General features: G+C 68.4%; 19 protein-coding genes. 13 read left to right on the plus strand and 6 right to left on the minus strand.

The annotated features are described in order from the left end of the window. The first annotated feature begins 145 nt into the window (after positions 1-145). Both AB0E69_RS14250 and AB0E69_RS14255 read left to right on the plus strand, forming a co-directional pair. Positions 146-856 carry a type II secretion system F family protein gene (locus tag AB0E69_RS14250; protein ID WP_360144248.1) on the plus strand — a complete coding sequence of 237 codons (711 nt, stop codon included), beginning with the start codon at positions 146-148 and terminating at the stop codon, positions 854-856. A gap of 94 nt (positions 857-950) precedes the next feature. Next, entirely contained in the window at positions 951-1,427 is a 477-nt protein-coding gene (locus tag AB0E69_RS14255; protein ID WP_360144251.1) for a DUF4244 domain-containing protein, read from the plus strand. Between the two features lie 161 nt (positions 1,428-1,588). Here AB0E69_RS14255 and AB0E69_RS14260 read toward each other — a convergent pair whose 3' ends face one another. Continuing rightward, on the minus strand, positions 1,589-1,918 hold the full coding sequence (locus AB0E69_RS14260) for a hypothetical protein (RefSeq protein ID WP_360145969.1): 330 nt from the start codon (positions 1,916-1,918) through the stop codon (positions 1,589-1,591). Between AB0E69_RS14260 and AB0E69_RS14265 the strand changes: the two genes are divergently transcribed. The 5 genes from AB0E69_RS14265 to AB0E69_RS14285 all read left to right on the plus strand — a co-directional run bounded on the left by AB0E69_RS14265 (position 1,869) and on the right by AB0E69_RS14285 (position 6,020). Beyond that, positions 1,869-2,174 (plus strand): TadE family type IV pilus minor pilin, encoded by a 306-nt coding sequence (locus AB0E69_RS14265; protein ID WP_360145925.1) that lies wholly within the window; start codon positions 1,869-1,871, stop codon positions 2,172-2,174. The two genes, AB0E69_RS14260 and AB0E69_RS14265, sit on opposite strands and share 50 nt — an antisense overlap. Further along, a complete protein-coding gene (locus AB0E69_RS14270; RefSeq protein ID WP_360144254.1) occupies positions 2,171-2,665 on the plus strand; it encodes a pilus assembly protein TadG-related protein in 495 nt (164 codons plus the stop codon). The genes AB0E69_RS14265 and AB0E69_RS14270 overlap by 4 nt, the downstream gene beginning before the upstream one ends. 641 nt (positions 2,666-3,306) lie before the next feature. Then, on the plus strand, positions 3,307-4,659 hold the full coding sequence (locus AB0E69_RS14275) for an MFS transporter (protein ID WP_360144257.1): 1,353 nt from the start codon (positions 3,307-3,309) through the stop codon (positions 4,657-4,659). 269 nt (positions 4,660-4,928) lie between these two features. Then, a complete protein-coding gene (locus AB0E69_RS14280) occupies positions 4,929-5,549 on the plus strand; it encodes a response regulator transcription factor (protein ID WP_360144260.1) in 621 nt (206 codons plus the stop codon). An 87-nt stretch (positions 5,550-5,636) separates the two neighbouring features. Next, positions 5,637-6,020, plus strand: coding sequence for an NYN domain-containing protein (locus AB0E69_RS14285; protein ID WP_360145928.1), 384 nt, complete (start codon positions 5,637-5,639; stop codon positions 6,018-6,020). Between the two features lie 311 nt (positions 6,021-6,331). Here the strand turns inward: AB0E69_RS14285 and AB0E69_RS14290 are convergent, their stop codons facing one another. From AB0E69_RS14290 to AB0E69_RS14310, 5 genes are all read right to left on the minus strand, one after another. Continuing rightward, on the minus strand, positions 6,332-7,609 hold the full coding sequence (locus tag AB0E69_RS14290) for an MFS transporter (RefSeq protein ID WP_360144263.1): 1,278 nt from the start codon (positions 7,607-7,609) through the stop codon (positions 6,332-6,334). Between the two features lie 661 nt (positions 7,610-8,270). Further along, entirely contained in the window at positions 8,271-9,518 is a 1,248-nt protein-coding gene (locus tag AB0E69_RS14295) for a CehA/McbA family metallohydrolase (protein ID WP_360144266.1), read from the minus strand. Positions 9,519-10,096: 578 nt separating this feature from the next. Beyond that, entirely contained in the window at positions 10,097-10,864 is a 768-nt protein-coding gene (locus AB0E69_RS14300) for a hypothetical protein (protein ID WP_360144269.1), read from the minus strand. 415 nt (positions 10,865-11,279) lie between these two features. Then, positions 11,280-11,696 (minus strand): hypothetical protein, encoded by a 417-nt coding sequence (locus tag AB0E69_RS14305; RefSeq protein WP_360144272.1) that lies wholly within the window; start codon positions 11,694-11,696, stop codon positions 11,280-11,282. Between the two features lie 50 nt (positions 11,697-11,746). After that, entirely contained in the window at positions 11,747-14,053 is a 2,307-nt protein-coding gene (locus AB0E69_RS14310; protein WP_360144275.1) for a DEAD/DEAH box helicase, read from the minus strand. Between the two features lie 203 nt (positions 14,054-14,256). Here AB0E69_RS14310 and AB0E69_RS14315 point away from each other — a divergent pair, with 203 nt between their 5' ends. The 6 genes from AB0E69_RS14315 to AB0E69_RS14340 all read left to right on the plus strand — a co-directional run bounded on the left by AB0E69_RS14315 (position 14,257) and on the right by AB0E69_RS14340 (position 21,426). Continuing rightward, positions 14,257-14,586 carry an STAS domain-containing protein gene (locus AB0E69_RS14315; protein ID WP_360145931.1) on the plus strand — a complete coding sequence of 110 codons (330 nt, stop codon included), beginning with the start codon at positions 14,257-14,259 and terminating at the stop codon, positions 14,584-14,586. 235 nt (positions 14,587-14,821) lie between these two features. Beyond that, positions 14,822-17,125: a sodium-translocating pyrophosphatase gene (locus AB0E69_RS14320; RefSeq protein WP_360144278.1), complete on the plus strand. Its 2,304-nt coding sequence runs from the start codon at positions 14,822-14,824 to the stop codon at positions 17,123-17,125. A 112-nt stretch (positions 17,126-17,237) separates the two neighbouring features. After that, positions 17,238-18,440, plus strand: coding sequence for a DUF4142 domain-containing protein (locus AB0E69_RS14325; RefSeq protein ID WP_360144281.1), 1,203 nt, complete (start codon positions 17,238-17,240; stop codon positions 18,438-18,440). A 262-nt stretch (positions 18,441-18,702) separates the two neighbouring features. Further along, positions 18,703-19,695, plus strand: coding sequence for an ATP-binding cassette domain-containing protein (locus AB0E69_RS14330; protein ID WP_360144284.1), 993 nt, complete (start codon positions 18,703-18,705; stop codon positions 19,693-19,695). Between the two features lies 1 nt (position 19,696). Beyond that, a complete protein-coding gene (locus AB0E69_RS14335; RefSeq protein WP_360144287.1) occupies positions 19,697-20,446 on the plus strand; it encodes a hypothetical protein in 750 nt (249 codons plus the stop codon). Positions 20,447-20,631: 185 nt separating this feature from the next. Beyond that, positions 20,632-21,426: a DUF2785 domain-containing protein gene (locus AB0E69_RS14340; RefSeq protein WP_360144290.1), complete on the plus strand. Its 795-nt coding sequence runs from the start codon at positions 20,632-20,634 to the stop codon at positions 21,424-21,426. Positions 21,427-21,516: the final 90 nt, after the last annotated feature.

Below are 21,516 nucleotides of genomic sequence, written 5' to 3' on the forward strand. Positions count from 1 at the left end.
AGCACGACCCCGATACCACATGGCTCGCCTTGGGTCTAGCTGTCACTGCCTCGGCCTCCACCGGACAACTCACCCGTCCAACCCGGACTTAATCTCCTTCTGTTGGTGGCACCAACAATTTAACCGACTACCCCTCGCGACTTACATGGCCCAAGCATTCGCGGCGGCAGCAGCAGCCGCCATCGCAACCTGCATCCTGACCCAACCCGCCTCGAACCTCCGCCGGTTAACCCCACCTCAGCCCCGCACCAAGACCCCACGCCCACACCGCCTGGCCGCCCTCACCGCGGCCACCGGCGCGATCCTCCTCATCGGCTTCCCCTGGGGACTCATCCCAGCAGCAATCGCCTATTACGCCATCCCGAAAGCCCTAGCCCGCCTAGAACCAGCCGCCACCAAACACCGCAAAGCCCAAATATCCCGAGACCTCCCCCTAGCCCTGGACCTCCTAACCGCCTGCCTAAAAGCCGGCCGCCCGCCCCAACACGCCCTAACCCTCGTAGCCACAGCAGTACCCGGCCCCTTGACCGACCTCTTCACCAAGGTCGCCCACCACCTCTCCCTAGGCGCAGACCCATCCACCGCCTGGGCCCTCCTCCGCACCGAACCTCCCTGCATCCCCATGTCCAGAGCCATAGACCGCTCCCTCCGCTCCGGCGCCCCCCTGTCCAAAACCCTCGAACACCTATCCGACGAAACCCGCCATTCCCACCACCACACCGCCGACCAACAAGCCCGAGCCGCCGAATCCCGCGCAGCCCTTCCCCTAGGCCTCTGCTTCCTCCCCGCCTTCATCCTCCTGTCGATCGTCCCCACAATCGCCGCCTCCCTAACCCCCTACCTCCTCCACCCCTAACCCATATCCACAACCCAAAACTCGTTGTAAAAAAGGCGATCCCCAACGGCATGTTCTCTGTCGACACCCCACTCCAGCCCAAGGAGCACCCCCGATGCCCACGATTCAGCTAGTAGCCCCAGGCAACCACCTCCCACCGACCACCCACCACGACCACCACCCCGGCTCGGTACCGACCCTCCCCGCACCCGCCCTCCCCACGCCGACCCTCCGCACACCCGCATTCCGCACAACCACCCTCCCCGCCCACCGACCCGAGCTCGCTGCCCAGCCTCACCAAACCCCGCTCGCCGAACCCACCAGCCACCTCACCCCCATCCACCGACCTGCGCGTCGACTACGAGACCACAGCACGGTTCTCGCACTCCGAACCCGCCGAGCCGCCGCCGCACTCCGCATTCCCACCGAGCGCGGCGCAGCAACCGCCGAGTACGCCGTCAGCATCGTCGCCGCCTGCGGCCTAGGCGGCGTCCTCATCGCTCTCCTCAGATCCCCCGCCATGCAGAACGCCCTCAAAGCACTCATCAACTACGCCCTCAAACTCGCCGGCGTAGAAGGCTTCCAGCTCTAACCCCACCCAAATCCGGCGGCCGACCGGGCCACCCCCTCCCCCGGTCGGTCGCCCCTTCTCCTGGGAGCCACCATGCCGAGCCGCGAAACTCCCGCCGGCGCAAAACCGCCCTTCCTCCGCCCCGAGAACCCCACCACCGCCAGGTGCGGGTCACGAACATCTCAATCAGGTAGGCCGACGACCGACCGCGCTGCAACGACGGTCCGCGGCGCAACGACGGACGGCGGCGCGACGACCGACCGTGGCGCGACGGCGGACCGCGGGGCAACGACCGACAGCGGGGCAACGACCGACCGCAGCGCGACGGCGGACCGCGGGGCAACGACCGACAGCGGGGCAACGACCGACCGCAGCGCGACGACCGACCGCAGCGCGACGACGGACCGTGGCCTGACGACGGACCGCGGTGCGGTGACGGCGGAGCTCGCGATCGTACTGCCGGTGTTGTTTTCTCTGCTGCTGTTGAGTATTTGGGCTATCGGCCTAGTCACGCTCAACCTCCGCTGCATAGACGCAGCCAGAGACGTAGCCCGCGCAGTAGCTCGAGGCGAAACTCCCGACCAAGCCAAGTCGCTAGCCCACCAAACCCTCCCCAACGCAACCATCACCATCTCGCACGAAGGAGACGACATCCACGTAACCGTCACCACCGCCCCAACCCACACCCCGCCCCTCATAACCCCGCTCACCCCCACCCACCTCTCGGCCACCGCCACAATCCAAGCCGAACCCTCCCAACTCCCATGACCCACAACGAGTCCGGAAGCGCCACCTTCCACACCCTCTTCGCCACGGCGATCCTCCTAGCCGCCACAGCCGCCGCAACTCTGTACTCCGCCATCACCACCACCCACCACCGCCTAACCACAGCCGCCGACCTATCAGCCCTAAGCGCCGCACAGTCCCTACTCAGCACGACCGGTACGGCGCCGAGTACCGCCTTGAATGCCAGCTCGGATGCCGGACTCAGCCGCGGGCACACGGCAGGATCTGCAGATGACTCCCGCTCGGCCGCGGGTGGTTCACCCAACTCCGAGCAGCCGGCCCGACCGGCGGCGGTGGAACCACCCGCATCGACCGCATGTCAGGTGGCAGCCCGAATCGCCGCAGCGCACCAGGTCGAGCTGACCACCTGCCAACTCACCCCAACCTCAGTAACCGTCGAGGTGTCCACGCAACTCGACCTCCGCGTAGCCCACCCCACCCTCACCGCCACCTCCCGAGCCGGCCCCGTCTAACCACCGCAGCAGCCAAGCCCAGCAACTCACGCCCGCAGCCACCTGCTGCCGGGTACATGGCCCGACGTGTGCCTGTCGTGCGGGCGCGGGTGGCTGCTTACTCCCGCGGCTGTCCTGGGGCCCGTGGTAGCTGGTCACCTCCTGCGGCTGCCTCGGGGCTCAGGCAGCTGCGCACTTCCTGTGGCTTTCTGGGCTGGGGCAGCTGCTCAGGTCGTGTGGCTTTCTGGGGCTCGGGCGGCTGCTCAGGCCCTGTGGCTGCCCTGCCGCTCAGGCCGCCCGCTGCTCATCCCCGGTGCCTGTCCTGGGGGTCGGGCAGATGCACGCCCGGTGGGGCCGTGCTGGGGCTCGGGTGCTGCTGAAGTCTTGTGGCTCTCCTGGCGCCGGGCAGCTGCTTACTCCTAGGGCGCCCTGGGGCTCGAGCCGCCGCTCACCCGCTGGTCGGCGCCAGGGACGCGACGGTGCTGCCACATGCCACCGCCGCCGACGCGCCCCGTCAACAGCCCCGGCGCGATGGACATCATCAGTCGCACCCTTTGACGCAACCGATGGGTTGCTATACAGTTGCAACTGTCAGGTTGCTATAGATGGGAGTGGATATGAGCAGCGAAGTGGTTCTTCGGTTTTCGGGGCGGGAGAGGGTGGTGTTGCTGGTTCTGCTCGGAGCCGGGTTCATGCTCTCGGTTGACTTTTCGATCTTGAACGTGGCGCTGCCGGAGGCGGGGGCCGGTGTGGGGATCGGGGTTGCGGGATTGCCCTGGATCACCTCTGCGTTCGCGCTTCCGGCGGCCGGGTTGACGTTGTTGTTCGGGCGGCTGGGGGATCTGTTCGGGCGGCGCCGGCTGTTCATGGTCGGGATGGTGCTGCTTGCGGTGGCGTCGCTGGGCGGAGGCGTCGCGCACACGGCCGAGGTTCTGTTGGCGGCTCGAGCGCTTCAGGGGGTTGCTACGGCCATGACATTGCCGTCGGCGTTGTCGCTGTTGACGACGACCTTCGCCGAGGGGCGGCGGCGGGAGAGGGCGCTCGGGCTACGAGGTGCGCTGTTGTCTGCTGGGTTTGCGGTCGGAGCGCTCGTCGGTGGTGTGCTGGTCAGCCTTGTTGGGTGGCGCGCGGCTTTCTTCATCAACGTGCCGGTGGCGATCGCGGTGCTCGTCGTGACTCCGTTTGTGATCAAGGAGAGCGTGCGGCCGATGCGGACGAGGCTGGACGTGCCTGGGGCGGTGACGGTGACGGGCGGGCTGCTTGCCGTGGTGTACGGCGTGATCGAGACCAACGTTCTGTCAGTGGTTATCGGCGTCGCGCTGTTGGTCGCGTTTTGCTTGATCGAGCTGCGGTCGGCGGCGCCGCTTGTTCCTGTACACGTGCTCAGGCGGCCGACGGTGATGTGGGGGAACGCGGCCGGGCTGGCTGTGACCGCGATGGAGCCCGCGATGATCTTCCTGACGACGTTGTACCTGCAGGAGGTTCTCAAGCTTTCGCCGTTGGCGACCGGGATCGTGTTCGGTATTCCCGGGACCGCGTCGGTTGCGGCGGGTGTGGTTGCTGGGCGGATCATCGGGCGGTTCGGGGTACGCCGGGTGCTCGCGGTCAGCATGTCGGTTCAGGGGCTGGCGACATTGCCGCTGGTGTTCTTGGGTGATCACTTGATCGCGCTCGTCGTGCTGATCCCGGCGCTGTTCGTCGGCTTCTTCGGGCACGTCGCGGCGATCGTCTCCTACACCGTGACCGGGACGTCCGGTGTGCCCGACGACGAGCAGGGTCTGGCGAGCGGTCTCACCTCGATGACTCAGCAGGTTGGCGGTGTGATCGGTACGCCGATCCTCAGCGCGATCGCTGCCGGCCAGGCTGCCCAGCTAACAGGTCTGCACGCGGCGCTGGCGTTCGACGTGGCACTGACTCTCGCGGTGGCGCTCCTCGTCTTCATCGCGCTCCGGCCGCGTACGCCCCGTCCGGTCGTCGATCGCGAAACAGGCGAACTGGTGGCCGCCGGTACCTGATCATTCACGTTTCCAGGAGTACGTCAGGAGGAGTGCCGGGTCCGCTTCCGCGAGGGCTTTCGGGGAGGGGGACCCGGTGATCGATGGCGTCGTGGAGTTCGGTTGGATTGGGGTGGTTCTGGTGGGGTCGCGATCTGGTCGCAATCTGGTAGAGATGCCGCGTTGATGTGGACGGTGCACCGGCGAGCGCCCATGATCTGGAACCGAGTGTTTGCCCATCCTCCCGGACGTACTTCCCCGACGCCCGGACGGTTATCGCGGAGGCCCGTTTGCCCAACCGGATTCGGCTGTTGCTGGTCGACGACCAGATCCTCAGCCGAGGCTTGCTCCGAAGCGGTCTGGAGCGTGAGCGCGATCTGGAGATCGTTGCCGAGCTCAACCGAACCGACGATGTCGTCGGTGCGGCCAAGCGGCACCGAGCGAACGTCGCGCTGCTCGACGCGGCCGGGCCGGGGAGTGACAGTCTCACTGTCACGACCAAGCTGCGTACGTCGATGCCCGAGTGCCGGGTCGTCATGCTGACGACGTACGGGCGGCCGATGCACCTGCGCCGCGGGCTCGACGCGGGGGCGAAGGGCTTTGCGCTGAAGGAGAGTCCGGCACCGCAGTTGGCTGACGCGGTACGCCGCGTGCACCTGGGGCTGCGCGTGGTGGACGCGAACCTCGCGGCCGAGACACTGCGGTACTCCGAGACGCCGCTGAACACCGACGAGACCGACACGCTGCGCGCGGCGCGCGACGGTGGGTCAGTGGCGCTGATGGCGCGGAAGCTGGATGTCTCGGAGCGCGTCGTTCGGACTCGGCTGTGGTCGGCGATTGGGAAGACCGGCGCCCGGACCCGCTCGGATGCGGTGCAGATTGCCGAGCAAAACGGTTGGTTGCTCGACTAGTTCGGTGTGCCGGGTGTGCGCGGTCCTCGGACACGTACCCGATGCCGCAGACTGGGGTCTGTGGCTGATGCGCGGAGTCGGGTCGTGGTGGTTGACGCTGCCAACGTGGTGGGGTCGCGACCCGATGGGTGGTGGCGGGATCGGGTAGGCGCCGCGCGGCGGCTGTTGGGCCGACTCGCTGCCTGGCAGGAGGGACTGCCCGACACCGCGGTTGTCGTCGTGCTCGAAGGAGCCGCTTGCCGCGCCGTGTCTGGGGATGATGCGCCGGACACCGGCAAGATGCGGGTGGTCCTTGCACCCGGGTCCGGCGACGACACGATCGTGAGCGTGACTGCTGAGCTGGTCGCCCAGTCGCACAAGCCAGAAGTCACGGTGGTCACCGCGGACCGAGCGCTGCGTCAGCGCGTCGAAGCCGCAGGAGCCGACACCATCGGCCCCGGCTGGCTACTCAACCAACTCGACAACCTCTAGTCGGCGACGGCTCCGGCGCTCGGATCCGCGTGAGAACCGGGTGTGGGTTCTCCGCAGGCGGCCTTCCGTGGCGATATCCGGGGATGGGTGTTCGAGGATGTCCGGGGGCCTGGCGACGGGCGACTGCGGTGGATCAGGCCGGTGCGGTCCACGTCGGGGCTGGCTCCGATGGGATCGTGTCGTCGGCCGGTCGTGGTTGCGGTTGACGTGCTTGTGCGGGAGTCGGGCTGGGTGCGGGGTCGGCTTGGGCTTCGAGCAGCCGAACCTCAAGGCCCCGTTCACCTTCTGGTGGTGCGGTGGGAGCGTGGTGATCAGGCCGCCTGGGGTAGGTCTGCGCTGGCAAGGAGGTCGGTCTCGAGTGGTTGGGGTTTGGGGGTGGCGTTCAGTAGGTGGACGAAGGGGAGGGTGGCTAGGGCGATGGTGAGGGTGGTCATGATGGCGGCTGCGGCTAGGAGGGCTTGGGGGGCGGCGATGGTGTGGATTAGTTTGCCGAAGGCCAGGGCTGAGAGGGCGCTGACTAGGGAGCCGTAGGCAGCGCCTAGGCTGCCGACGCGGCCTAGCAGGTGCTGCGGGGTGCGGCTGTAGAAGGCGGTGAAGGGTACGGCGAACATGATGCTCAGCGTCGCGCCGGCGAGGAAGCTGACGGCGATGGCGGCGATGGAGCCGGGGCGCAGGAAGTACAGGGTCAGGAGTGCGGCGGCGTACCCCGACATCGCGGTGAGCAGCCAGGTGCGCTGGGGGAGCCGCTGAGCCAGCGCGGCGAAGGCCACGCCGCCGAGCATGCCGCCGACGGCGCCGGCGCCCAGGAAGATGCCGAGGGCCTGGGCGGTCTGGTGGGCGAAGATGAACCAGGCCGGGAAGATCAGTGCGGAGATCGGGCCGATGACCGCGCCCATCAGCGGGCCGACCAGTTGCATCTTGCCGAGGAACGCTTCGGCGGCGAGGAAGCGGACGGCTTCGCCGAGGTCGCGGTACGCCTGGCGGGGAGTCATCGGGTCCGTATGCGTCACGGTCTGCTTCCGCAGCTTGGCTGCGAGGACGATGCTCAGCAGGAAGAGCAGGGTTGTCGCCAGCAGCGTGTTGGCCTCGCCGAGTACGGCGATCAGTAGGCCGGCGGTGATGGGACCCACGAAGGTCGCGACGCCTTGGAGCGTCTGGGTCAGGCCCATGGCGCGGGTGATCGGTACGTCCTCCTCCTCGGCGGCTTTGGGGACCGCGGTGATCTTGGCGATGCTTCCTGGGCCGTCGAAGAAGACGCCGAGTACCTGCGTGATCGCGACCAGCCAGAGCGAGAACGTGTCGAACCAGAGCGCGATGCCGAGTGCGAGCGCGGTGATGAGGCTCAGGCTGTCCGCGAGGATCGAGACGCGGCGGCCGCCGATGCGGTCGGTGACGAGGCCGCCGGTCAGGGTGCCGGCGAGGGCGGCGATGCCCATCACGAAGGCGATCGTGCCGGCGCTGGCTGCGTTGCCGGTGCGGGTCAGGACGAGCCATGGGACGACGAGGGCGATGACTTGGTTGGCATAGGTGGACGCGGACTGCGCCGACAGGACGGTCAGCAGCTGCCGGGCCCGGAGGAGTTTCCTCATGATCGGAGTTCCGTTCGGGGGGTGGGCTGCCCGGGATGGGCAGCCGCTCACCCCTTCCACGAACACCTCCGGCTGAATCCGACATCGGGTACGCCGGAGGTCGGCGGCAGGCTCCGATGGTGGTCAGGCGGCGTGTGGGAGCAGGTGGTCCTTGACGTCAGGCGCGGTCGTAGGACAGACGTTGGATGTCAAGCGCGCGGTCTTGGAACAGACGATGGTAGACGTCGAGAGCAGGTCGCGGAGCGGACGCGGGTGGGTGTCCGGGCGGGGCGTGGAGCGGACGCGGGTGGGTGTCGGGGCAGGTTGTGGAGCGGGCGCTGGTAAGTGTCGGGGCGGGTTGTGGAGCAGGGGCTGGTGGGTGCCGGACGCAGGTCGCGAGACAAGTGGGGGTGGACGTAGAAGGTGCCGCGAGGGCACGTGCTGGTTGCGTCACGTGCAGGTGCGGGTGTTGCCTGACGTCGGGCGGGGTCGTGGAGCAGACGTTGGCGGTGTCGAGGGCGGGGCGTGGAGCGGACGCGTTGGGTGGGTGACGCGGGGTGGCTGGTGGAGCAGGCGGACGTCGGGTGCGGGTTGTGGAGTAGGTGCTGTGGGTGTGGAGCGCGGGTCGTGGGACAGGTGTTGGTGGATGTCTGAAAGAGCCGGGAGGGATGTGGGGGGTGGGTTAGGTGCAGGTGGCTAGGAAGGCGCCGGTGTGGGTTAGTAGGAGGTGGGGGCCGCGGGTGGTGGGGAGGCGCTCGTGGGGCGTGCGGATGGGGTGGCGGGTGCCGTCGGGGGTGAGGACGAGGGTGTTCGGGGCGTTCAGGGCGACGATGTGGTCGTCGGTGCGGACCAGGGCCGGGGCGGTGTAGGACCAGGTGAGGGCGGTTCGGCCGGCGGTGAGGGCGGGGAGGGTGGCGGCTACTAGTTCGGCGGGGGATTCCGCGGTGGCGTCTACGGCTACCCAGGTGGTGGGCGTACCGGGCGGGGTGAACGAGCTGGGGTTGTGCCAGTCGCTGCCGCCAATGGGGATGGTGGAGTCGAGGCCCCATGCCTGCCACCACGCGATCGGGCCGCCCCAGGTCTGGTCGAGCCAGGAGGAGTGCCAGATCTCGGCGAGGGGTGGATGTACCGGGAGCGGATGCCGCCACGAGCAGTCGCCGCCGAGGGGATGGTTGATGGAGAGGAGACCGCCGAGTTCGGCGACCGATGAGACCCAGGTGGCGGCAGGTTGGCGGAAGTCGATGAAGCCGATGTCACCGAAGGCGTTCGCGTGGCCGGCGTCGGTGGTGACTTCCTGACCCGGGAGCAGGCTGATACCGAAGCGGTCGCTGAGGGCTGGGAGTTCGAGGTGGTGGGAGACGGTGTTGTGGTCGGTGACCGCGAGTACGTCGAGCCCTGCGGAGACACCGAGTGCCGCGAGGTTGGCGATCGGGGTCGAGCCGTCGGAGTGCAGCGAGTGCGCGTGGAAGTCGGCGGCGATCCACTTGAGTCCGGTGGGTGCGGGGAGCTCGCGCCGCGGCGGCCGCGGGGGTACGGCGACGGCCGCGGTCGCTTCGGCGTACTCCTTCAGACCGGGTACGTCGGCGACGGGTCCGGTGACTGCTTCGACGATGAGCTCGACGCCGTCGACCGGGATGCGGTGGAGGCCGAGGACGATCCACCACGTACCGGGCTCGAGGTCGCCGGCGAGGTAGCCGGGGGTGGCGGCGGTCGGGGTAATCGCAAAGGCCTGGCGGGCGCCGCCGGACCACCCGCGCCAGCCCGACGCGCCTTCACAGCCGAGGTCGATGACGGCGCCGTCGACCGGTGGGACGGTGAGGGTCACGTGCAGGCCGGGGCAGTCGGGCGGTACGTCGACGGGCAGCGAGTGCCAGACCGATTCGGCGCGGTCGTCGAGGGTCCAGCGGCGTCGGTACGTCGTCACAGCCATCAGCAGTCTCCCGGAATCGAGGCGACGGCAGTCACATGTGCCGGTCAAAGATTGGCAGCCCGGAGGAACTTTGTGAAGACTTTTGCCCAACCGGAGTGAAGCTTGTCGGGTGCCCTAGGCAACCATCGGGGAGATGTCAAACCGGGATTCCGCTGCTCGCGTTGCAGCTTGGTTAAAGTGCGCTGAAGGTTCTGTGGCAACCGGTAGTGGAGTAGATACAGACCGTGACGGCGCGAGGTAGCGTCTTGCTGACCGGTTCACTGGATCGGAGGTGAAAGACATGGGACTGCTCCACGGAGTTGCTTGCCTTCTCGACGACCTGCTGTGGTGCTGGTGCTGGTGGTGACGGCAGCCGGCTGGTGACGGCCGGAGTGGCGCCGGACGAACGGTGACGACCGCGGTATCCCGCTGACGCGCAAGCAGCGCGGACATCGCAGCTCCCCGAGCACCCGGCTTCCGGCTCCACAAGGTCACCAGACGAGATCACCAGACAACCGAACCAGAAGTGTCGATCCGAAGGAGTGAAAACGGCCGGCCCCGACATCGTCGGGGCCGGCCGTCCTCGGTGTGGCTGGTGACTACTTCTGGGCCAGCTGCATCATCTGCTTCGGCAGCACCGTCAGCTGGGCCGGGATCGGCAGCTGTGGCCGGATCAGCGACAACAGGCTGCCCGCCGCGTTCGCGATCGGCAGCGGCAGGGCCAGGCCCAGCGATGCCAGCAGCGCGTTCACGAGAGCCAGCACCGCGCCCAGGATGTCCAGGCCCGGCAGCGGCAGCGCGCTCCAGCCCTGGACCGGTGAGCCGGTAGCGGACATGCTGCCGGTCGGTTGTGCCTGCTTGGCCTTCCCCTTGCCAAGCATCGAGGTGAGGGCGAGACCGCTGGCGGCGTTCACGAACGTGCCCGCGCTCTCGTCGTACGTCCACTTCTGTCCGTCACCGGACCGGCAGGGCAGCACCAGGAGCGGTGCCGCGGCCGGCACCTTCGCCAGGTCCGCACCGCTGTCCAGGCAGGCTCCGGTCGTCGCAAGGGCGCCACCGACGCTCTTGCTCATCGCGACCTGCAGCTGGCCGGACTCGGTGTAGATCCACTCCTGGGTCTTGCCCTCCTTACCGGGGGCGCAGGCCATCATGACCGCCATCGGGACCTGGGCGGCCGCGACGAAGGTCAGGCAGTACCGCGTGTCCGAGCGGGTGGCGATCTGTTTCGCCACGCCGATCTCGACGCCCGGTGCCTTGGCGGGTGCCGGTGCCGGGTTGGCGGCCTGGGCCGGTACGGCGGTGGCCAGCGCGACGCTGACGGCGAGCACTGCCACGCCCGTACGGCTGAACAGTTTACGGATGATCAAGACAACCTCCAGAGGTCGTGCTATCACAGCGAGCATCAGGTCGTCGGGACCCCGTGCGAGAGCGCTGGACCGGCTCCGGAACCGTGCGAACACCCCTTGCGCGTGGGGTGGGCTGCGGGTCGAACCCCCGTGAGGAGGTGGTGTGGCCCGGAAGGCCGACAGTGACTCAACGCGACGTTGACGCCACAACCAGTAAGGCACAGGTGTCCGGAGGGTGGTTATGGCAAGAGCCAGAAACTTGATGCCAATGGCAACTAACTGCCAGCGCAAAATGGTTGCGCAGGGCATCGAAATCCGGTCGCCGAGCGCCCGAGCGGCCGCCGAGTGGAGGCTGTGAGTCGTTCGAGATGTTACGGCAATGCGGTGAAATTCGGGTAGTGCACCGAGTTAGTTGATGCCTTGGGCAACAGAGTGGTCAGTGCGGCTGCTTGGTGTCACTGGGGTCCGGTGCGAGCTCCTGCTCGGTCGCCAGGCGCTCGTCCGACGGGGTGTCACTGGCGGTCTCCAGCGCCGGAGATGCGTCACTCTCCGTGATCTCGCCACCGACGGGGCTACTCGGCGCAGCCGGGGTGGCCGGTACGGTCGCCGCCTGGGCGCGGAGCTCGCGCATCTCCTTGCGGCGGCGCAGGCTGCGGCCAAGCCCCTTCTTCATCAACCACAGGCCGGCGATCAGTGCGGCTCCGGCCAGCGCGCCGAGGAAGAACACGGTCGGCACCGAGACGCCGAAGTCGACCCCGAAGACCTCCAGTTTGGTGGACGCGGACGAGGTCACGGAGACGCCCAGCCCGAAGAGGACGGCGAGGACGATCAGAACGATTCCGAGGACGACCATGGCAAGCTGCCTCTCTGCCGGCGCCGGGCCGGCCCTTCAGGCCTCACTGCTCAGTTACTGCTCAGGAGTGCGGTGAGCAGCGCCACTGCGCCGCTCTTGTCGAGTGGATTGTTCTGGTTCCCACACTTGGGCGACTGTACGCACGAGGGGCATCCATCCGTGCATTCACAGTGTGCAATTGCCTCGCGTGTCGCGGTCAACCACTCGCGCGCCGCGGCGTACCCGTGTTCGGCGAAACCGGCGCCGCCCGGGTGGCCGTCGTACACGAAGACGGTGAGCCGGCCGGTGTCCGCGTGCCGGGCCGTGGAGACTCCGCCGATGTCCCAGCGGTCGCAGGTCGCGAAGAGGGGGAGCAGGCCGATCGAGGCGTGCTCGGCGGCGTGTGCAGCACCTGGTACGTCGGACAGCCCCAGCGCGGCGACCGTGGTGTCCGGCATGGTCCACCACACCGCCTTGGTCCGCAGCGTGCGCGCAGGGAGGTCCAGCGGCAGTTCGTCGAGTACGTCGCCTGTCGCGAGCAGCTTGCGCTGGTACGAGATCACCTGGCTCGTCACCTGGACCCAGCCGCACGACAACTCCGCCGTACCCCAGCCGCACGTCTCCTCGGTCGCGAGGATGCTGATCTCGGTCGTGTCCCGGGCGAACGTCGTGTAGTCGGGTGAGGCGGGCTCCACGACCGCTGCGTGCTCCTCCAGGTCCAGCGAGCGCACCAGGTACGACTCACCGGCGTGCACGTAGACCGCACCCTCGTGAACCGACGAGTGGGCCGAGCCGCCGTCGACGGTGCCCAGCAACCGACCAGTCTGGTCCTCGACGATCTGCACTGTCTTCCCACTGGCCGAGCGGAGGTCGATGGCGTCCGCAGCGCGCTCTCGCCTAGTCCAGAACCACCCGTGCGGCCGCTCGCGCAGCAAACCTTGCCGAACGAGCTGGGCGATGACGGACTCCGTCGTACTCCCGAAGACCTCGAAGTCGTCTGCTGTCAGTGGCAGCTCCTGCGCGGCGGCACATAGCTGCGGTCCGAGGACGTACGGGTTCTCCGGGTTGAACACGGTCGCTTCCACGGGCCGACCGAAGATGGCACGGGGGTGACGAACCAGGTAGGTGTCCAGCGGATCGTCCCGAGCGACCAGCAACGCCACAGCATCCCCACCTGCTCGCCCAGCACGTCCCGCCTGCTGCCACAGCGACGCACGCGTACCAGGCCAACCAGAGAGCAGTACTGCGTCCAGTCCGGCGATGTCGATGCCCAACTCCAAGGCGTTGGTGGCTGCGACCCCTGTCAGCTCGCCGCTCTGCAGCATGCCCTCGAGCCGTCGACGCTCCTCGGGCAGATAGCCGGCCCGGTACGCCGAGACCTGGTCCATCAGCGCAGGGTCGACCTCTGCCAGGTTCTCCCGCGCTGAGATGGCCACCGACTCCGCACCGCGCCGCGAACGCACGAAAGCCACAGTCCGTACGCCGGACACGACCAGATCGCTCAGCAGGTCCGCCACCTCGGCCGTGGCGGAACGCCGTACCGGTGCGCCGTTCTCGCCGCGCAGGGACGTCAGCGGCGGCTCCCACAGCCCAAAGGCGATGCCGCCACGCGGGGAGCCGTCCTCGACGACCTCCACCATCGGAAGGCCGGTCAAACGCTCGCCGGAGACGGCCGGCTCGGCAACAGTTGCCGAAGCGCAGACGAAGATCGGATGAGCGCCGTACTGCGCGCAGACGCGCCGCAACCGCCGCAGTACGCCGGCAACATGCGCACCGAAGACACCGCGGTAGTGGTGGCACTCGTCGACCACGACGTACTGCAGGCTGCCCAGGAAGCGCGCCCAGCGTTGGTGGTTCGGCAGCACCGACCGGTGCAGCATGTCCGGATTGCTGAGCACGTACGTCGCATGGTCGCGCGCCCAGTCGCGCTCGGTGCGCTCGGAGTCGCCGTCCAACGTCGTCGCCCGCAGACCGGGCACGGAGTACGAGGAGACGGCGCGGAGTTGGTCGTGCGCCAGAGCCTTGGTCGGCGAGAGGTAAAGCACCGAGGCGGTTCGCCGATGCGGCGACGCGGCCTGCGCGATGCTCAATGTCGCAAAGGCCGGCAGCAGGTAGCCAAGCGACTTGCCCGACGCGGTCCCGGTCGCGACCACGACATGCTTCCCGCCGTACGCCGCTTCGGCCGTCGCGACCTGGTGTGTCCACGGAGCCGTGATGCCGGCGTCGGCCAACTGGTCCAGAACCTCGTGCGGCACCCAGCGCGGCCAGGCACACGTTTGCCCCCGCCGGGATGGGACGGACTCGACGTGGGTCAAACGCTCGTCGCGTCCGGCGGCCAGGCGCTTCAGGACGGACGCCGCCTCACCACCTGCACGCATACTCGGAGCGTAGTCCGAGCCAAGGACAGTCGTTCGCTGAGAGCCCGCTGAGAATGCACGAGCGTGTGCACGGTCGGATGCACACGGCTTTTTGCGGAGGGGAATCGACTTCGGTCTGGCGAGATGAAAGAGTTTTCGGACAACGGGTCTACTCACGGTCCGTACATGGTTAGATGCAGCAGTTCACGGGATCGGAGGCCGAAGTGGATCTGTCGCTAACCGCGCGCGCCGAGGGCGGGCGGACCGTCATCGAGGTGGCGGGGGAGATCGACGTCTACACCGCACCGAAGCTCCGCGAGCGGATCGCCGCGCTCGTCGACGACGGTGTCTACGACCTGGTCATCGACCTGGAACGCGTGGACTTCCTGGACTCCACCGGCCTCGGCGTCCTGGTCGGCGGGCTCAAACGGGTGCGCACCCACGACGGCTCGCTGTCCCTGGTCTGCACCCAGGAGCGGTTGCTGAAGATCTTCCGGATCACCGGCCTGACCAAGGTCTTCGACATCCACCCGGACGTCGCGTCGGCGATCTGACTCGGCCATCGGCAAGCGAAAAGGTGTCTCCGTCGCTACACCCGGTGACCGCCCCGCGCGGAACTTGCCGGGCCGCCGCGGTATGGCGTAGACCACCCTGTCGTCAGGTCTGGTCGGGAACCCGTTAGAGTAGCCCACCGCGCCAGCCCATTGGCGCTTTGTCGTATTTCCCAACCCTTCGGTTGCGGCAGATGGGGGCCGTCAAGCCTGCATGGGTTGCCTACAAGGAGGACGGATGTCCGCGCTGCTTGCACCACAAGCGGTGGATCTTTCGTCGAGCAACACCACTCTGGTGATCGTCGTCGGGGTGATCGCGATCCTCGCGGTCGTCATCGCGATGGTCTTCCGGGGCCAGGTGCTTGCCGCGAACGATGGCACCGAGAACATGAAGACGATCGCCGCCGCGGTCCAGGAAGGCGCCTCGGCGTACCTGAACCGGCAGTTCCGGACGTTGTCGGTCTTCGCCGTGGTCGCGTTCCTGTTGCTGTTCCTGCTGCCCGCCCACACCGACGGCGGCAGCGAGACGACGCTGAAGATCTTCCGGTCCATCTTCTTCCTGGTCGGTGCGGGCTTCTCCGCCGCCATCGGCTACCTGGGCATGTGGCTCGCGACGCGCGCCAACGTCCGGGTCGCCGCGGCCGCGAGGGCCGAGGGCCGCAACCCGGCGATGCGGGTCGCGTTCCGCACCGGCGGCACCGTCGGCATGGCGACCGTCGGCCTGGGTCTGCTCGGCGCGTCGCTGGTCGTGCTGATCTTCCAGGGTGACGCCCCGACCGTGCTCGAGGGCTTCGGGTTCGGTGCCGCCATGCTCGCCATGTTCATGCGGGTCGGCGGCGGCATCTTCACCAAGGCCGCCGACGTGGGCGCGGACCTGGTCGGCAAGGTCGAGCAGAACATCCCCGAGGACGACCCGCGGAACGCCGCGACGATCGCCGACAACGTCGGTGACAACGTCGGTGACTGCGCCGGTATGGCGGCCGACCTGTTCGAGTCGTACGCCGTGATGCTGGTCGCCTCGCTGATCCTGGGCAAGGCCGCGTTCGGCGAGCAGGGCCTGATCTTCCCGCTGATCGTGCCGGCCATCGGCGCCCTGACCGCGGTCGTCGGCGTCTTCCTGACCCGCCCGCGGACCGGCGAGAACGGCCTGCGCACGATCAACCGCGCCTTCTACATCTCCGCGATCATCTCGGCGATCCTCTGCGCGGTGGCGGCCTTCGTCTACCTGCCGGGCAGCTTCAAGGACCTCACCGGCGCGACCGACGCGATCGCCGCGCACGACGGCGACCCGCGGCTGATCGCGACCGTCTCGGTGATCATCGGCATCGTGCTGGCGGCCATCATCCTGGCCCTCACCGGTTACTACACCGGCACCGAGGACAAGCCGGTCAAGGACGTCGGCAAGACCTCGCTGACCGGTGCCGCGACCGTGATCCTGTCGGGTATCTCGGTCGGCTTCGAGTCCGCCGTCTACACCGCCGTGGTGATCGCCGCAGCCGTGTACGGCGCCTTCCTGGTCGGTGGCTCCGGTGTGGTCGCGCTGTTCGCGATCGCGCTGGCCGGCTGTGGCCTGCTGACCACCGTCGGCGTCATCGTCGCGATGGACACCTTCGGTCCGGTCTCCGACAACGCCCAGGGCATCGCCGAGATGTCCGGCGACGTGGACGGCGAGGCGGCCCAGATCCTCACCGAGCTGGACGCCGTCGGCAACACCACCAAGGCCATCACCAAGGGCATCGCGATCGCGACCGCCGTACTGGCCGCGACCGCGCTGTTCGGCTCCTTCACGGACGCGATCCGGACCTCGCTGGCCGACAACTACCCGAAGTTCGAGGCCGACGCGCTGGTCTTCAACCCGGGCACCCTGGTCGGCATCGTCCTCGGTGCGGCCGTGGTGTTCATGTTCTCCGGTCTGGCCATCAACGCGGTCGGCCGCGCCGCCGGTGCGGTCGTCTACGAGGTACGCCGGCAGTTCCGCGACATCCCGGGGATCATGGAGGGGACGGGCAAGCCGGAGTACGGCAAGGTCGTCGACATCTGCACCCGGGACTCGCTGCGGGAGCTGGCCACGCCGGGTCTGCTGGCGCTGACCGCTCCGATCGCCGTCGGCTTCGGCCTCGGCGCCGGGCCGCTGGCCGGCTACCTGGCCGGTGCGATCGGCGCCGGCACCCTGATGGCGGTCTTCCTGGCCAACTCCGGTGGAGCCTGGGACAACGCCAAGAAGCTGGTCGAGGACGGCAACCACGGTGGCAAGGGTTCGCCCGCGCACGAGGCCACCATCATCGGTGACACCGTCGGCGACCCGTTCAAGGACACCGCCGGCCCGGCCATCAACCCGCTGATCAAGGTGATGAACCTGGTCTCGGTGCTGATCGCCCCGGCCGTCGTCGGGATGTCCGCGATCGGCAACGACACCAACACCGCGCTGCGGATCGTCATCGCCGTCGTGGCCGTGGTGATCCTGGCCGCGGCCGTGTTCGTCTCGAAGCGCCGCGAGTCGGTCATCTCCGACACGCCGGCCGAGGTCAACGCCGCCGCGTAGCGCAGTACCAGCGCGCGTAGCGCAGTACCAGCGCGCGTAGCGCAGTACCACAGAGTGAACGGCCCGCCGGACCGACTGTCCCGGCGGGCCGTTTGCCATCTACGGTTGTTAGGTGAGACTTGCCCGGGTGCCGGCGTTGCTGCTGCTCGTCGTTGCCGGTGCGCTCGGAGTGGCGCAGCCGGCCGGTGCAGCGACGCCGCAACCAGATGCCGCGTACCTCGACCCGGCTCACCAGCTGAACCTGACGATCATCCAGGCGGCCCACACGGCCACGGTCAAGGGCAAGACCTCGTGCGTACGGCGCGTCGGCGCCCAGCTCGAGCGTGACCACCGCCGCCTCGCCGCGCAGGAGCTCGAGGTCGCTGACCGGCTCGGTATCAACCTGGAGACCGTCCCGTCGCCGACGCAGCGCCAGCAGCTGACCGCGCTGGCGGCCAAGGCCGGCAAGAACGGGTACGACGCCGCCTGGGTCGCCTTCCAGCGGCAGAAGCACCAGGAGTACCTGACCCTCGTCAACGGCCCCACGCCGAAGGCTGCGTCGCCCGCGGTCGAGTCGGTGGCCAACGGTGCCAAGCCGGTCGTCGAGATGGACCTGCGGATGGTCGCCGGCCAGTGCAAGACCCAGACCGGTACGCCGTCCGTGGACACCGGCACCGGCGGCATGGTTGCCGACGCCAAGCAGGCGCGCTCGCGGGCCGCGCTGGGCCTGATCGCCCTCGGCCTGTTGTTGCTGCTGGTCGGCAAGTCGATCTCGGTCCGCCGGCGGTTGTTCGGTATCGGGGCGCTTGCCGCTGGGCTGGTCATGATGTTCGGCGGCGCGTCGAAGGACGCCGGACAGGTTCCGAAGGCCGATACGGCCGTCCAGGACCGGGAGGCCGCCGTACCGCCGGTGCACCTGAAGCTGCCGGGGGTGCTGGACGCGCAGGTGGAGCCGGTCGCGACCAGTGGAGACGGGAAGCTGCAGGTGCCGACGAAAGCAGAGGTGGGCTGGTGGGCCGCGGGCGCCGGGCCCGGGTCGGACGGTGGCACTGTGCTGCTGGCCGGGCACGTGGACACCGCTGGTGGGCGCGGGGTGTTCGCCAAGCTGTCCGAGGTGCCGATGGGCGCCCGGATCGCGGTGAAGGACGGTGACGGCGACGACCACTGGTACAAGATCGTGGCGCGCCGGACCTACCAGCAGAACAACCTGCCCCCGGACCTCTTCAACGGGTCCGCAAAGCCCCGGCTGGCCCTGGTGACCTGCACCGGGTCGTACGATCACGCCGCTCATCGGTACAGCCAGAACCTCGTGCTGTACGGCGTTCCGTTGGACTGACCATCAGGTGGTAGTCACTGCCGCGTCGGAAGTCGCCGTACTGCCGACTTTCGGCTGATGCCCGGGACCCCTCGGATGGGGGATCCTCGGGGTTGCGGTCAGGGCTTTAACCGATGGCCGCCGGGGACGGGCGGACGGCAGAATCAACCCACGGGTGGACACACCGGATCCGCCCGGGGTCCGATGATCCTGACCGGTCCGACCTCGATACTGATGGCTACAGAATTCACTACCAGCGCGCCACCGAACGAGGAGTACGGCGATGATCGAGGCAAAGGGCCTCACCAAGCGATACGGCGCAACCGTTGCCGTTGACAACCTGTCTTTCGAGGTGAAACCCGGCAAGGTGACCGGCTTCCTCGGCCCGAACGGGGCCGGCAAGTCGACCACGATGCGGATGATCCTCGGCCTGGACACCCCGACGTCCGGCGAGGTCACCATCGACGGGCAGCGGTACCGCGACCTGCACCAGCCACTGACCAAGGTCGGTGCGCTGCTGGACGCGAAGTGGGTGCACCCGAACCGCTCGGCGCGCGCCCACCTGGCCTGGATGGCTGCCTCCAACAAGCTGCCGAAGACCTCGGTGGACAAGGTGCTGGAGATGGTCGGCCTGACCTCGGTCGCGAACAAGCGGGCCGGTGCCTACTCGCTGGGCATGTCCCAGCGGCTCGGTATCGCCGGTGCGCTGCTCGGCGACCCGGAGGTGCTGCTCTTCGACGAGCCGGTGAACGGCCTCGACCCGGAGGGCATCGTCTGGATCCGGACCTTCATGCACCGGCTGGCCGACGAGGGCCGGACCGTGCTGGTCTCCAGCCACCTGCTGTCCGAGATGGCGTTGACCGCCGAGGAACTGATCGTCATCGGCCGCGGCCGGCTCATCGCGCAGAGCACCACCCAGGAGTTCGTCGACCGGGCCAGCGGCACCACGGTCAAGGTCCGGACGCCGCAGCTCGACCAGCTGGCCGGCGTACTGCACCAGCAGCAGCTGGTGACCCGGATCGACGAGGTCGAGAACGAGGGCAAGGTCCTGTTCGTCGAGGGCGACCTGACCACCGACCAGGTCGGCGAGGCAGCTGCCGCGCACGGCATCGTGCTGCACGAGCTGACGCTGCAGCGCGGCTCGCTGGAGCAGGCCTTCATGCAGATGACCGGCGACTCGGTCGAGTACCACGCGCACGAAGAGATCGCTGCCGTGACCCAGCTGAACGCACCGTCCGGCACCGAGGTGGCCGCGGGTCCGAAGGAGGACAACTGACATGTCGGTGATCGCTGTCGAGCGGATCAAGCTCTTCTCCACCCGATCGCCGTGGTGGTGCATGATCGTCGCGGCCGTGCTGACGCTCGGTCTGGCCGCGCTGGCCTCCGGCTTCTCCCAAGGACCGGTGACCATCGGTCTGACGCAGGGCGGGGCGCAGCTCAGCCAGATGGTCATGATGGTGATGGCCGCCCTCGCCGTCACGACCGAGTACCGGTTCGGGACGATCCGGACGAGTTTCCAGGCCGTGCCGCAGCGGGCGACGCTGCTGCTCGGCAAGACCGCTGTGGTCGCCGCGCTCTCCGCGGTGGTCGGGCTGGTCGCGTCGTTCGGTGCCTGGGGCATCGGCAACATCTTCGCGGACGGTGCCAACCTGTCCATCGACACCGCGGCCGAGTGGCGGCTGCTGGCCGGCCAGGGCCTGGTGTTCGCACTGTCCGCCGTGATCGCGGTGGCGGTCGGCATCCTGATCCGGCAGAGCGCCGGTGCGATCGCGATCCTGATCCTGTGGCCGCTGCTGGTCGAGAACCTGTTCAACCTGATTCCGAAGGTCGGCGACGACATGTCGCGGTGGTCGCCGTTCCAGAACGCCGGCTCATTCCTCAACCAGGGCCAGGACTTCGGCGTCAACGGTCCGCAGGCCGACGCGCAGTACGCAATGGGTCCGTGGCTGGCGCTGCTGTACTTCGCCGGTTGGGCCGCGGTGCTGATCACGATCGCTCTCGTGAGCGCGAGCAGGCGCGACGCGTAACAAGACCACCCCGGCCGAGGTTGAGGGGCCCTGGCCGGGGTCAGTGACCCGGTCGGGCTGAGGGGTCCTGGCCGCGACGGCCCGTGGCACATCCGGGAGACCGGACGTGCCACGGGCCGTTCCTTTGTCCACCCTTTACCGACCTGGGGTGGCAGGTGGCCTGTGGACGGTCTAGCGTGCCGCGCATGACCGACTGGGCGCAGGTGCGCGATGCCGGGTATGCGGTTCCCGACGGGCGTTCGGTGGACGACCTGGTGGCCGAGTTGATCGGCATGCTGCGGTCGCCGGATCCCGGCGTACGGGACCGGCAGGCGTACTCCGTGCTGGCGACCTGGATCGGGCGTGGGGTGCTGTCCGCCGACCAGCTGCGGGTGCTCGGCGACGAGATGGTCGGGCGGTTCGCCGACCCGGAGATCCAGGCGCGGACGTTCGCGCCGCTGATCCTGGACTCGATCGTGACCGCCGAGGTGTTCGAGCCGAGCTGGGTGCCGCCGTTCGAGCGCTGGTACGTCGGTGAGGAGGACCTGCGCGGGTACGACGCCAAGCTCGGCTGGCTGCACGCGGTGGCGCACGGCGCGGACCTGCTCGGCACGCTCGGGCTGCATGAGGCGGTGGAGCCGATGCAGATGCTGCGGCTAGGGCTCGGCCGGGTGCTGACGCCGACGCCGTACGTCTTCCGGGACATGGAGGACGACCGGCTCGGGTACGCCCTGGCGATCACGCTGACGCGGCCGGACCTCGCGGACACGGACGCGGTCGAGTGGCTCGATCCGGCGCTGCGGGTGTTCGCGAACCCGCCGGTCGAGGGGATCCCGCCGGAGGTGAGCAACACGCTGCGGACGCTGCGCGTGCTGTACGTGTTCGTGGATCACGGCGTCCGGCTGCCTGGTACTGACAAAGTTGCCCAGATCACCCATCGGGACGCGGTCCGGGAGCGGATCGTCGAGGTCGCGCGGATGGTCACGCCGTACTACTTCTGATCCCGGGGACGCACAGTAGTCCCACGGGTGGATCGCGCATCCTACTTTCGGCTGTGGTTCCCCTGAACTCTCCCTGAAGCAGGGGACGCC

This window comes from Kribbella sp. NPDC026611, from assembly GCF_040638345.1.
GTDB lineage: Bacteria > Actinomycetota > Actinomycetes > Propionibacteriales > Kribbellaceae > Kribbella.

Bases quoted from the DNA above. Each gene is read 5' to 3' on its own strand.
- AB0E69_RS14250 (WP_360144248.1), top strand. From the start codon at position 146: ATGGCCCAAGCATTCGCGGCGGCAGCAGCAGCCGCCATCGCAACCTGC.
- AB0E69_RS14255 (WP_360144251.1), top strand. From the start codon at position 951: ATGCCCACGATTCAGCTAGTAGCCCCAGGCAACCACCTCCCACCGACC.
- AB0E69_RS14270 (WP_360144254.1), top strand. From the start codon at position 2,171: ATGACCCACAACGAGTCCGGAAGCGCCACCTTCCACACCCTCTTCGCC.
- AB0E69_RS14290 (WP_360144263.1), bottom strand. From the start codon at position 7,609: ATGAGGAAACTCCTCCGGGCCCGGCAGCTGCTGACCGTCCTGTCGGCG.
- AB0E69_RS14295 (WP_360144266.1), bottom strand. From the start codon at position 9,518: ATGGCTGTGACGACGTACCGACGCCGCTGGACCCTCGACGACCGCGCC.
- AB0E69_RS14305 (WP_360144272.1), bottom strand. From the start codon at position 11,696: ATGGTCGTCCTCGGAATCGTTCTGATCGTCCTCGCCGTCCTCTTCGGG.
- AB0E69_RS14310 (WP_360144275.1), bottom strand. From the start codon at position 14,053: ATGCGTGCAGGTGGTGAGGCGGCGTCCGTCCTGAAGCGCCTGGCCGCC.
- AB0E69_RS14320 (WP_360144278.1), top strand. From the start codon at position 14,822: ATGTCCGCGCTGCTTGCACCACAAGCGGTGGATCTTTCGTCGAGCAAC.
- AB0E69_RS14330 (WP_360144284.1), top strand. From the start codon at position 18,703: ATGATCGAGGCAAAGGGCCTCACCAAGCGATACGGCGCAACCGTTGCC.
- AB0E69_RS14335 (WP_360144287.1), top strand. From the start codon at position 19,697: ATGTCGGTGATCGCTGTCGAGCGGATCAAGCTCTTCTCCACCCGATCG.
- AB0E69_RS14340 (WP_360144290.1), top strand. From the start codon at position 20,632: ATGACCGACTGGGCGCAGGTGCGCGATGCCGGGTATGCGGTTCCCGAC.